Origin of the sequence: Carboxylicivirga marina, assembly GCF_016612505.1 — a bacterium.
Classification (GTDB): domain Bacteria; phylum Bacteroidota; class Bacteroidia; order Bacteroidales; family Marinilabiliaceae; genus Carboxylicivirga; species Carboxylicivirga marina.
On record NZ_JAENRR010000098.1, the window covers coordinates 1 to 13,009 of the forward strand.

Sequence of the window (13,009 nt, forward strand, 5' to 3'; positions counted from 1 at the left end):
ATTTAAGTTTTTTTGTCGAAACAAAAATATAGGATTCTGAGGGCTATTTAAAATTCCGACTTTCGGAGGCTAGTGATTTGGTGATAAAGTTTGGTATAGCTATTGCAATTTAGTTGACAGATTTTTTTCATAGATTTGGGTTTAGGTTATTGAAAAGCCGGTTTTACTAACGAGTAAAACCGGCTTTTTTTTGTGCTAGCTAATTGTGTTTAAGAATTTTAACATTGTTATTAAAATAATTTAAAGGAAACGAATGACTGACTTTTGGCACAGGTATTGCTTTAATCCTATCAGTAGATTTTTTTCATAGATTTGGGTTTAGGTTATTGAAAAAACGGTTTTACCAACGGGTAAAGCCGTTTTTTATTTGTGTACATTGGTGTTGTAAATCTGTGCTTTAGGTTTTGTAGTGTTGGTTTATTGGGGTGAGATGCAATAAAATGTTTGCACAATAACTTTATATGCTCTATATTTGCATCCGCAATTGAGACAGATAACAACGTGTTATTAAGATATATTGCGGGGTGGAGCAGTTGGTAGCTCGTTGGGCTCATAACCCAAAGGTCGTCCGTTCGAGTCGGGCCCCCGCTACTATAAAGTCGAAAAGCAAGTAAACTTTTCGACTTTATTTTTGAAATCTTGAAACACGTGATGTAAAAATATATTGCGGGGTGGAGCAGTTGGTAGCTCGTTGGGCTCATAACCCAAAGGTCGTCCGTTCGAGTCGGGCCCCCGCTACAAAGAAAAGCCGAAAGAAATCATTCTTTCGGCTTTTTTATTTTAAAAGGCTTCTGTCATATTGAAGTAAACCAGGGTGTTGTTGTTAATTGGGTTATTACCTACATCAATTCTGAAATTCATGCGTGGCTGTACTTCAATACGCAAGCCAGCACCAAAGTTAGGCAGAACACCTTCCATATTAACAGCATCAGGACCCATAACCCCAACGCCAGCCCAGGTGGCAAATCCTAGTCTGTTTATTAATTTTCCAAGTAAATCTTCTCGCTTCGAATTAAACATGTTTCGGTATTCGGCCATCGCTAAATGAACCGAATGGTCTCTATATTGACCAAGGTAATACCCTCTCAGGTCAAAAGGTGAGCCAACAAAAGGCATTCTTGTTAAAGCAACATCGCCAAATGAATTTTTACTTTGCACCATCCATCCCAATGATTTTCGCTTACCAATCCAGTCGAGGGTGGTAAATTGGCGATATTCTAAAGAGATGTTGGAGTAGTTTAGATCTCCTCCAAAAAAATCGGCATAATGGGTGAACTTAAAGTCGAATAACAGGCCACTATAAGCATTAGCCGGAACATCTCTGGTGTCATATGAAAGATCGATCCCAAGCCCTACATTTAATAAGTACAATCGATTACTACTTCCCCCTTGCTCAATGTATAAGGGATCATCGGCAACGCCTTTTGAAACCTCTTTCATTTCATCTGATGTAATGTCGATAAGCGGACCAATAAAGAAATCAGATTCTTTTAAACGAAACAGAAAGATTGGGTTAAACTGTAATGCATTGTTTCTAAATTGAGTGGTTGAGTCACTTCTAACGGTGTTTTTGGCGGTTTCATAGCCTACACCATAGTAGTTGTCCAAAGTGTTCTTATAGATGATCTGTCCAAAAATTCTGAAGCGATCATGATTAAAGAATAGCTGAGGTCGGTTAATAATGGTTACTCCACCTTCAAAAAGAAAGGCAAAACCAGTTGGGACCACGGAGCGTTTTAAATCCTTATCAGAAGTGTCGGTGCTAAATGTAAATAAAGCACTACCGCCTAATAAAGCACCGAAATCCGGCGTGTAACCAGGTCCGCCAATGATACTGAAACGGAGGTTTTTCTTTTCTTTTTTCTTGGTGTCTGTACTATCTTTTTCGGCTTCCTGACCAACAACATTATGAATGGCTATTGAGAAAAGTATGATCGAAATAATCAGTTTAAATTTTATCATATTTCATTTATTTATAAGACAATGTGCAGGTTAGGGTGTTGTTAATCAGTTTAGAAGCTACAGTTCCCATCCAAAACCTGTTGAGAAAACATAATCACTTTTTGAAGTGCCTTCAACAGGTTGATTATCGTAGTTTAAAGTTAGAGCCATTCGTACGTAAAAATCTTTTGGTAAATCGTATTTGACATCAAAGCTAAAATCATAACGCCATCGACCTCGTTCGGTTATTCCAGGGTAAACACCAATTTTAGAAGTTAAACTTAAATCACCAGTGTCAAACATGTTTAGCTCCGAAGCTACAAAGCCCTCCCAGCTGTCCCTGTCATTTTCAGGTTCCTCATACAATTCTTTGTTAAATGATGCACCGGTTGAAAGGTTCCAAAATACAGCATTGGTTTGTAGAATGTATGTACCCATACCTAGACGACCGTTTGTACGAAGGTCGAGTTTTTGTTCAGTATTTGATAAAAAGGTAGTTGAAATAAGCGCAAACCATTTCCTTTCAAAGTAATATTTAAAATCTATACCTGCGTCATCTCTGCTAACAGGGGCAACGCTGTCCTGCTGTGAGTTTAATACATTGTAGAAAAGATCCGTTGACCATCGTTCGGCCAAATATCCGACATTACTCCTTGAAGTTAACTGCCTTAAGTTGTTGGCTCTTGTCATGTCAAAACCAACATCGACGCTCGCATATACCTGACTCCAAAAGCCTTTATCAACAGATTCCAAATGCACTATGCTCTCTTTGTTTACTACAACAGTGCCTTCATCATCAGTGATCAAATCGATTAAGCCATCACCGTTTGATGCTATTTTTCCATTGTAACGCTGGCCGTCTGAAAGCGTAATTAGGAAATAAGTCTCAGTTGAAATATCTTTAATTTCTATCCATTCAATTGTGAAATCGTCATCACTGTAATCGGTTTCAATTGATAATACTCCTTGTTTCATGTACTTGACCTCACCAACAACAGAATCATTGTTTCTAAAAGTGATTTTGTCATTCTGAGCAAATGATACGATGCAGAAGAGCATCAGAAGAAGGGTGCATTCAATTTTCTTCATAACTATATGTTTGTAGGTTTGTATTTTAAATAACGATTACAGTTTTGTTTTGTTGAATATTGATGATAAGTTCTCAAACATTAGAATAAAAATCAACTATTTGACGTAAAAGTGTACTGAATCATTAATGAGGTGATATGGGTAACTCATAGGAACGAAGCTTAATAGTAAGGATTCTTGCTTTTTTAACAAGGATATAACTACAAAACGTTCTTGTAGTATGTATCTTTGTAGCTGAGTTATGACAAAAAGTGGCTTAAATATTATCCAAAAGACGATGGCATTGTTCATGATTGGTATGGTACTAGTCGTGACCAGTGGGTTTAGTTTATATAGTCATCATTGTAGTCATAAAGAAATTGCCAATTACTCAATTTTGGTACCTGTAGAATCTTGTAGTTGTGTTGATGCAGTTGTTTCATCTTGTTGTGAATTAAAAGAAACTACTACATGTAATAATTCATGTGAAGATGATTGTTGTAAAGACCAACAAAAGTTCTCGAAGCTTGATGCTGAGATTCTATTTAATGTGTCATTGATTGAATTTCATGCAAACGTCATTAATTTGCTTCTTACAGAGCAGAATAACGATGTTGGTGATATTTCTAGTGCACGTTTTAATATTCTTTGGCGTTTAGTATCAGAACCACCGCCACCACTTTCAAATAGTGATTTTCGTTCACTCGTACAGGTGTATTTGAATTGATAGTAGCCATCATTAGTTTTTGAAGCTTGAGTTTTATCAGGTTTCTAATGATGTAATATCAATTTAAGTATAAGTTATGAATGATATAAAAGCAAGGCTGTTTTGCGTGCTTACTGTTTTTGTGTTTGCCTTTAGTAGTCATGCACAAAAGCTTAAAGGTATAGTCACCGAACAGGATAATGATAAGTTGCCGTTGGTAGGTGTTAACGTCTACTGGGAGGGCACTACCGAAGGTACGATTACTGATGTGGATGGTCAATTTGAAATTCAACGATCACAGGTATCTCAGATGTTAGTTTTTAGTTATGTGGGTTATCAAAACGAACAAATCAAGATTGTTGACCAAAAACAAGTAGAAGTAAAGATGACACCAGGTGCTGATTTAGATGAAGTAACTGTAGCTCATCGAACTAAAAGCACCAGTGTCTCAAAAATAGATCCTATTTTTACAGTTAATATTTCTGACAAGGAATTGACGAAATTCGCCTGTTGTAACTTGTCAGAAAGTTTTGAGACCAATGCATCTGTAGATGTATCGTATGCCGATGCTGTTTCGGGCATCAAACAAATTAAAATGCTGGGTTTGTCAGGGCGTTATTCGCAACTGATGATGGAAAATGTACCAATTATCAGAGGTGGAGAAGTCGCTTTTGGGCTTAGCTACATCCCAGGTACCTGGATGGAGAATATTCAAGTATCAAAAGGTACTTCAGCAGTAAAGAATGGTTATGAGAGTTTAACCGGTCAGATTAATATTCATTACAAAAACCCTGATGGAAAGGAGAAAATGCATTTTAATGTATATGGTAATCAGGATGGAAAGGTTGAAGCCAATGCCGGCTTGAGTTTTAAAACCGGTAAAAAATGGTCGACGAATATATTGGCCCATGCAAGTGGTAATGCCCGCAAGATGGATATGAATAATGATGGTTTTCTGGATAAGCCACTTTCAAATACTATTAATGTCTTAAATCGATGGAACTATGTGAGCGATAAAATGACAGCCAAATTAGGGTTTTCGGTTATAAATGAGAGTCGTAATGGTGGTCAGATGGACTACGATCATGAGTTACCTCAAAACGAACAAGCTCATTATGGAATTGGTATTGATGTTACACGCTTAAATGCATTTTCTAAGCTTGGTTTTATTCTAGAACGACCATCAACCAGCATAGGGTGGATAACATCGGCTAATTACTTTAAGCGCAATTCTTTCTATGGTTATAATAATTTGAATGTTGATCAGTTAAATCTGTATACAAATTTGATTTATCAATCGTACATAAATAATACCCAGCACACTTACAATACAGGTGTTAGTCTTAATTATGATGATAATAAGGAGTTGTTTAATAGTAATGATGTTGGTTTTGAGGAATTTGTAGCGGGTGGTTTTTTCGAATACAACTACATCCCTTCTGAGCGGTTTTCGCTATTGATAGGTCTGAGAAATGATTATAGTTCGTTACACGGGAATTTTGTGACGCCACGTATTCATTCCAAATATTCGATTAATGAAAAAACGACTGTGAGGGCATCGGCAGGCAAGGGGTATCGAACACCTAGTGTGCTGAGCGAGAATACCCAGTTTTTGGCTACCTCCAAGAGTTTTGTCATCGCCGATAGTAAGATTCAGGAAGAAGCCTGGAATTATGGAATTAGCTTATCGAAAGAAGTATCAATCAACGAACGAGAGGCTACTTTTTCAGTTGAGTTCTTTCGTACCGATTTTATAAATCAATTAATGGTAAATTTAGATCGAAACCAGAATGAAGTTCATTTTTATAATTTGGACGGTCGATCCTATGCTAATAGTTTCCAGATAGAGGCTTTTTATGAATTATTTACACGTTTTGAGCTTACAGCAGGTTATCGGTATAATGATGTGAAGGCGACTTTGGATAATACTTTGCAGGAAATGCCATATGTCAGCCGTTATAAGGCCATGTTATCAGGTCAGTATCGCACACGTATGGATAAATGGCAGTTTGATATGACCCTTCAGTTCCATGGCGATCAGCGCTTACCCAATGCCAATTACAACGGACAGGCATTGCCAGACAGGTCAAAGGAATATACTAACCTGATTGCTCAAGTAACAAAGAACTATCGTAACTGGAGTTTTTATGCAGGAGCTGAAAATTTGACCAATTACACACAGGAGAATGCAATTATTGATGCTGATAATCCTTTTGGAGATGATTTTGATGCCAGTCGAATTTGGGGACCATTATATGGGCGTATGTTTTATGTAGGCATCAAATATAAATTGGACAGATAATTTATTTTAAAAAGAAGAACAATGAAAACATTGATAATAAGTATCGCACTAATGCTTAGCACGATTGCTAATGCGCAGGATAAAAATCAGGTGACCATTACTGTTTTTAAGGCGTCAATCACTTGTGAGAATTGTGAAGCCAAAATAATGAAACAGTTACCTTATGAAAAGGGTGTAAGAAACGTGCAAGTTGATGTCGATAAGAAGCTGATATCAGTGAGTTACAAGGTGGCTAAAAATACCGATGACCAACTAAATGCAGCCATCGAAAAACTGGGGTATGAATCAGAAATATTTGGGCAGGCATTGGCTTTTAAGGTATATGGGAATTGTGATATGTGTAAAGACAGAATTGAGGAGGCCTTAAGCTCAATAGAGGGGGTGCAGTCTGCCATGTGGAATTCATCATTAAAAGAAGCATATGTGGTGGTGGGTTCAGCAGATGTTACTTTAATTGATTTGCAAAGGTATGTTGCGAACGCTGGTCATGACACTGAATTTATAAAAGCACAGGACGAGGTGTATGCTTTACTTCCTGCATGTTGCAAGTACTCAAGAAACAAATAGGATGATATCTGGTGTTGCGTTTGCATTTAGAAACATTTCTTTAGAGGCATATTAAATATTTTTCTAAATTTGCGCACCGCTTGGCCTCGTAGTTCAATGGATAGAATGTAGGATTCCGGTTCCTATGATGCGGGTTCGATTCCCGCCGAGGTCACAGGTTCTAGTCCCAATAAAATGCAAAAGCACTTAAAATGAATGTTTTAAGTGCTTTTGCATTTGTAGCTATTCGTTTTTTACTTTCGAGTAGTGATACCTAAAGAACATTAAAGATTAACCGTACTGATTTTTGATGTTTTATACCCAATACGTACAGCTCTGACAGCAATCTTACCTTTCGTTATTTTTATGGGTTTCGAATAGAGCTGCCAATGCTTGCTGCCAATTTCTTCATTCAATTGGTAAACGATGGATGCACCTTCTGTGGCACTATGTAATTCAATGCTACGGCCATTCTTCTCAATTTTCACAGGTTTTGTTTCTGGTTGAATACCACCTGGCCACATCATGTTAACCAAATCGTGCTCAGGAATAAACCCCATGTCATTAACATCCAATTGCCACTTGTACAAGGCTTCTCTCAATTCATCAAGTTTTTCTTTGTGATGAGTTTTTTTAGCCAGGTTGTTCACTTCATCAGGGTCAGACTGCAAATCATACAATTCTTCATATGGCAAGCTATGCTGAAAGATGTATTGCGCATCACCTTCTAATTCTCCAGCCTGATTCATGCATATCAACTGTTTAGTCATATCTATCTGCTCACGATAATAGAGCGGGTAAGTATATGGCTGGTTAAGCATGTAATTGCGTATGTAAACAAAGCGACCATCAATCACCGAACGACTCATTTGTGTATGTTCGTCAAAGCGATCGGCACTTCCAAAAGCATATTGATGAGGGTTAACAGTTTTATATTCGCCCAGAAAGGCTTTGCCGTCCATATTGTCGGGAGTTGGCAATCCAGCCAGAGACATCACGGTTGGGCCTAAATCCATTAGTGAAACAATGTCATTGACTTCAGTTCCTGCCAATCGTTTATCAGGAAAACGAACGATAAGCGGGACATGGAGACCTGAGTTCCCAACTGCTCGTTTTTGACGTAGTAATGGTCCACCATGATCGCTCCAGAAGAAGATGATGGTTTTATCCAGTAAGTCCTCTTCTTCGAGCTTGTCCAACCATTCGCCAATTTGGCGGTCTAATTCTTCAATATTGGAGTATTTACGTCCTACGTCTTTACGCACTACCGGAATGTTAGGGTAGTACTTCGGAATACGAATTTGCAAAGTATCTACGGTTATTGGTTCATCTTTTCGTTTCCATATTTGTGATTCATGGCTCACGCCGTGATTGAAAACCGCAAAGAAGGGTTGGCCCTCCTTTCTATTTTTATAATGTGCCTCATTACCTACTTCATCCCAGGCTGTAATGGGACAGTTAAATTGGTAATCGCATTTAGCATTGTTGGTACAATAGTAACCAAGCTCACGCATGTATTCACTAAAACAACGAACCCCAACAGGCGGGACAACCGAATATTCAGGGACGTTACGTCCGGTTTTATCTTTAACTTTGATGATTCGTTTGTAATCTTCTTCTTCAGGTGTCTTATATCCCCAATGATTCCCCGTTCGCATATTGTGAGCCCCAATGCTGACCGGGTAAGTACCTGTTATAATCGATGCACGACTTGGTGCACACACACCCACTGTTGCATAAGCATGGTTGTATTTGATGCCTTCATTGGCCAGGCGATCGATGTTTGGCGTTTCAATACCTTCCGTTCCATAACAACTTAATATCGGACCGATGTCTTCACAACTTAACCAAAGAATGTTGTACTTTTCCTGGCTAAGAGTGACTTGTATAAGGCACCAGCAAAAAAGAAGGCTGATGATTGTTCTGAGGCTTAATCTGTGCATGATTATGATTTAATAAACTTGTGTACTGATTTTTTTCCTTTCGATATTATTTCGATGTAATATACACCTTTAACCAATGTGGAGATGTTCACCGACTGATGTTCTTTAGAGTTTTTTAATACGAGTTGTCCATTGGAATTATATATACTTGATGAATCAACCCTATCAATACCTTTAAAATGCAAGATATCTTCAGCCGGGATAGGGAAAATCGTTATCGATTTAGTTTCGGTATTATGAATGTCATCAGTTACTGTAGGTGTGGCACGTGAAATCTTAATATCATCAATCCAAATTTTATATTCCGTATTAGCTGGAATATTCATATTATTGAAATAGATAAACAGACGATTATTGGTGAGTAATACAGTATCGAAGTACTGCTCATAATTGCCTGTTAATTTATGTTGTTTACTGGCAGATGAATGTGCTCCAACAGCCAATAGGTCGTTGCCAGCTTCATTGGTGCGCGCTTTGAAAGACACAATATAATCATGACCTTCAAATTGAGTCATTTCTATAGTTCTTAATTTGATTAAGCTTCCGCCTTCAGCACTTGATTTAGGATTAAGAGTTATTTCCAGAGCCTTGGAGCCATCATTGGCACTATCATCTATAACCTCTGCTGAGAATGAATTAACAAAGTCTGTTTTCCACAGACGCTCCCAAATCGAAGCATTGTGTAACCAATAATCACCTTGGAAAGCATCAGTTAGGTTGTAATTTTCGAAGTGCTCAATATATGGAATACCAAGCTCACCTGTAGTTGAGCCGTTGAAGAAGTTGTGCTGCTGTGTCCACCAGGCCGCCGCTTTGGTCTTTAAGTCAGATATAAGCGATGAATAGCTCACATCATTAGCCAGGTTAATCGTTTCAAGAGGATCGGCATCGTAATCATACAACTCTATTTCTTTAATGCGAGATTCGTCCCAGTCCATCAGGTCTGTTCGATCATCACTACTGTGCATCCAAAGGGTTAAACGGTATCGATCTGTTCTGAATGAGTAGCTGGCACCACCACCTTTGCGGTATTCACTAACGGCCATGTTTTTGCTAAGTTCCTCACCACGCAAGGCCGGCGACAGACTTTCACCTTGTAAAGTGTTTTGGGGTACATCCAATCCTGCCAAATCACATAGAGTGGGGTAGATATCCGTGAATTCAACTGGTGTATTATTTGTGCCGGTAATTCCATCGGGTGAAGAAATAATTAATGGTGCTCTCACGGAATTCTCAAATTGTGTATGCTTGCCCCATTGGTTATGATCACCCAAATGGTAGCCATGGTCGCCAAAGAGTAAAATGACCGTGTTATCAGCCAGACTTTTTTCTTCCAGTTTATCCAATAGCTTGCCCACCTGCGCATCAATGTACGATACACAAGCATAGTAACCATGCAGTAATTTACGCTGATCATCAAGGGTGAGGATGCCATCACCTAATGTTGGATCATTGAGTGTCCATTCATTTGGGATGTCATTATAGCTCATCGGCTCTGGTGTATGATAAGCATAATCAGGACTACCTGTAGCCATTTTCTGAAACTCTGCCAAATCGAGTGAAGCACGATCGTACAGTTCCCAATACTTCTTTGGAGCCACAAAGGGGATGTGTGGTTTCTTAAAACCAACAGCCAGAAAGAAATTCTCGGAATCGGCTGCCAACGCATCTAATTTACCCAAGGCATCAAGGGCTATCTGTCCGTCGGTATAGCCATCATCTTCAACGCCATCAGGACCTTGCTCGGTAGATGTATTCGCACTTACCCGGTAATTGCTTCCCTGCACAAAGTCACCATATTCAGCCGGGTAGGTGTAGTCTGATGGATTGGTATAAGGAATAGACCAACTATAAATATCGTGATTATCATCGACATTACGCGGATCGTATACTTTACCGGCACCGGCTGTGGTGTAATTGTTTGTCAGAAAATACTCAGGTAGGGTCACTACATCTGGGTTCTCAGTTCTTAATTGAGAAGATAAATTACGAATGCCAGTCCCATCAGGTGTGAGTCCACTCATGATACTGGCACGTGAAGGGCCACACACTGCCCATTGACAGTAGGCTTTGGTGAATACGACACCTTGCTCTGCCAAACGATCGATATTGGGAGAGTGAATTTGTGATTCGCCATAACAGTTGAGAACGGGACGCAAATCATCCACCGCAATCATCAACACATTACGGCGTGGCTTAATGACTTTCGGTTTTAGCACAATAAAGTTGACACTGTATTTTTTTGCTTCAAACGATTTACCACTCTTAAGGTGTGCTTTAAAGGGGGCGATGTTGGCAAAGTTATCAGGTCCTCCTCCGGTTGTAGTACCTGTTTCGCCATTGATGTAAAACTTGTGGTCACCAGCTTCAAGGTTGTTGGCATGTAGTTCGTGCCAATACATGTCTGCTTCTTCCGTTGCAAAAGTCGATAAGTCAATATTTACGGTATGGGCATTGGCATCGGTGTTGATAATGATCAAGCCTACTTCGCCACTACTGAAAGTGGAAGCATAGGTTTTAATGTGGGTGTTGTTGGATGAAGCTTCAATCATCTGATCGCCGAAGTGGCTGTGGATGTATTGGAAAGGCATATAACTTTGGCGTGGCGAAAAGTCAGCCTGTTGGGGATCGGCTTTGGCCAGGAAACCTTTGCTCTCTTGTGCCGCCTCACTCCAGTTCCATTCTGAGACCCACAGGTCTACCATGCCATAACCGTTTTTAATGGCTTCGGCCAATACCTGAGTGACGAATAAGCCGTTCACCATGGTGCAGTTCATGGGACCACGTGAGTTAAATTCGGTCATGGCCACCGGGTAGTAATCACGTGCTTTACCGGTGTATTTTTCAATACAATCTAATAGAGTGGTATGCACACTTTCTACCTGGGGCACACTGGCCAGTATGTTTTCTGCTGTGGCATTTTTCACTGTTGTAAAATAATTGTGAACCACCAAAAAGTCGGCATGGTCTTTCACTTCAGGTAGCAAGCCACTGTTCCAGTCGTCATCTTCGCGAGTGACTACAGCACCTACTTTAATGGATGCATCAACGGCCTTCATCGCTTCAGCAAACACACAAAAGTCTTCGCCATATTCTTGCCCTGTTGTTACCACACCATCTATCTCAAAGCCTTCTTCCCAGGCTCCGTAGCATTCGTTGCCTATTTCCCAGTATTTAACATCGGCTCCTAATTCGATGTTGAGGCGGCGCACAAAGCCAGCCGCATAATCGGCCGCTTGTTGTACTCTGGCTTCACGGGTTCCTTCGGCAGTGATGCCATAACGTGCATAAAAGTAATTGACTACCACGGTGGCTTCACTATTGGCATTCTTCTTAAACTGAACAAACATCTCTGGTGGCATGCTATTGTGTTTGCTGAGGGTGCCATCAATCGGATTAAACTCAACCCGTGTTTCAGTAGGCGTATTGCCATCGTAAAAATAGATATTGGAGCCACTGCCAGCTGGGTAACGCATGGAGCCAATGCCTGCATTGGTATACAGTTGAGTGCGGTCAAGTTGTGTATTGCCGTTTCTAAAAGTGGTATTAACGCCCAGGTGTGTTGGCAGTACTTTATTTATAATCGTATTGACATTGAACGACACGGTCCCTTCGCTCGCCGTGCTCGATAATTGCTGGTTAGTATATGAACTTGGTGTTGTGTAGATCTTTTCTTTCCAGGTATCCAGAAAGAATTGTCGTTGGTTTTGACCAAATATAAGTGTCGATGTACCAAGACTTAGTATTAAGAAAATTATAAGATAGATTGTTTTGTGCATAGCTTGTTTTAATACAGATTTTTCCATTGTAAAAATAATATTGTGCCTATCGGACAGGGATTTACATATCGTTCTCTATTGGTATGAATTTCGTTCTTCAGAAAGAATATGAACTATTTACTCACCTTTAATGAACGCTATTTACATCCTAAAAACCCTATGGAGGCCATACTTTTGGGTTGTTGTTAATTAAAATCTAATTGTTATGAAAAAATTGTTTACTCTTTTGTTAATGCTTGTGCCACTGTTGGGTTTTGGGCAGAATTTTCTAGAAAACAAAAATCCAGGCTTTGAAAGCGTAGGTGATATGTCAAAGTGGAGGAACTTTAACGGGAATGCATCTATTGAAAGAACAACCACCGACAAGCATAGTGGTGAAGCATCTTGTAAAGTAACCATAGCTTCTGGTGGTGATTGGCATGGGATGATGCTTAATGGGAAACTTTCTCTTAATGCAGGTTCATATGTTTTTAGCGCATGGGTGAAAGGTACGGCTGGGAATAATATTAATTTTATGGCAAGAGTTTATGATGCAGATGGTACCACAAAGAAAGTAGATGTTGCAAAAAGCTATGAGTTAACAGGTGATTGGCAACAAGTACAGCATCCATTCGATATCGATGTGACAGGATATATGTTAAGTCCTATAGGGGACTTCTATAAATTAAAACTTTGACATACAGATGTGTATTAGTATTTTCAGGCGATAAAATCAGCCGAAAAG

The 13,009-nt window shown here is 39.4% G+C and carries 8 protein-coding genes and 3 tRNA genes; 7 read left to right on the plus strand and 4 right to left on the minus strand.

Annotated features, from left to right (window positions below):
- The first annotated feature begins 518 nt into the window (after positions 1–518).
- Both JIV24_RS21125 and JIV24_RS21130 read left to right on the plus strand, forming a co-directional pair.
- A tRNA-Met gene (locus tag JIV24_RS21125) sits at positions 519–591 on the plus strand.
- A 74-nt stretch (positions 592–665) separates the two neighbouring features.
- Positions 666–738, plus strand: a tRNA-Met gene (locus JIV24_RS21130).
- Positions 739–780: 42 nt separating this feature from the next.
- On the opposite strand, the gene JIV24_RS21135 is transcribed toward JIV24_RS21130, so the two are convergent.
- Positions 781–1,962: a BamA/TamA family outer membrane protein gene (locus JIV24_RS21135; RefSeq protein ID WP_200467078.1), complete on the minus strand. Its 1,182-nt coding sequence runs from the start codon at positions 1,960–1,962 to the stop codon at positions 781–783.
- A 57-nt stretch (positions 1,963–2,019) separates the two neighbouring features.
- Entirely contained in the window at positions 2,020–3,030 is a 1,011-nt protein-coding gene (locus JIV24_RS21140) for a DUF481 domain-containing protein (RefSeq protein ID WP_200467079.1), read from the minus strand.
- A gap of 241 nt (positions 3,031–3,271) precedes the next feature.
- Here JIV24_RS21140 and JIV24_RS21145 point away from each other — a divergent pair, with 241 nt between their 5' ends.
- From JIV24_RS21145 to JIV24_RS21160, 4 genes are all read left to right on the plus strand, one after another.
- Positions 3,272–3,736 (plus strand): hypothetical protein, encoded by a 465-nt coding sequence (locus tag JIV24_RS21145; RefSeq protein WP_200467080.1) that lies wholly within the window; start codon positions 3,272–3,274, stop codon positions 3,734–3,736.
- Positions 3,737–3,812: 76 nt separating this feature from the next.
- The gene (locus JIV24_RS21150) at positions 3,813–6,017 is read left to right on the plus strand and encodes a TonB-dependent receptor (RefSeq protein ID WP_200467081.1); all 2,205 of its coding nucleotides are present in this window, start codon (positions 3,813–3,815) and stop codon (positions 6,015–6,017) included.
- Between the two features lie 21 nt (positions 6,018–6,038).
- On the plus strand, positions 6,039–6,584 hold the full coding sequence (locus JIV24_RS21155; protein ID WP_200467082.1) for a heavy-metal-associated domain-containing protein: 546 nt from the start codon (positions 6,039–6,041) through the stop codon (positions 6,582–6,584).
- An 82-nt stretch (positions 6,585–6,666) separates the two neighbouring features.
- Positions 6,667–6,738: transfer RNA gene (locus JIV24_RS21160), tRNA-Arg, on the plus strand.
- Positions 6,739–6,847: 109 nt separating this feature from the next.
- Here JIV24_RS21160 and JIV24_RS21165 read toward each other — a convergent pair.
- Together JIV24_RS21165 and JIV24_RS21170 are read right to left on the minus strand one after the other, a co-directional pair.
- Positions 6,848–8,506 (minus strand): sulfatase-like hydrolase/transferase, encoded by a 1,659-nt coding sequence (locus tag JIV24_RS21165; RefSeq protein ID WP_200467083.1) that lies wholly within the window; start codon positions 8,504–8,506, stop codon positions 6,848–6,850.
- Positions 8,507–8,508: 2 nt separating this feature from the next.
- Positions 8,509–12,312 carry a sulfatase-like hydrolase/transferase gene (locus tag JIV24_RS21170; protein WP_200467084.1) on the minus strand — a complete coding sequence of 1,268 codons (3,804 nt, stop codon included), beginning with the start codon at positions 12,310–12,312 and terminating at the stop codon, positions 8,509–8,511.
- A 178-nt stretch (positions 12,313–12,490) separates the two neighbouring features.
- On the opposite strand from JIV24_RS21170, the gene JIV24_RS21175 reads away from it, so the two are divergent.
- A complete protein-coding gene (locus tag JIV24_RS21175) occupies positions 12,491–12,961 on the plus strand; it encodes a carbohydrate binding domain-containing protein (protein WP_200467085.1) in 471 nt (156 codons plus the stop codon).
- Positions 12,962–13,009 lie beyond the last annotated feature (48 nt).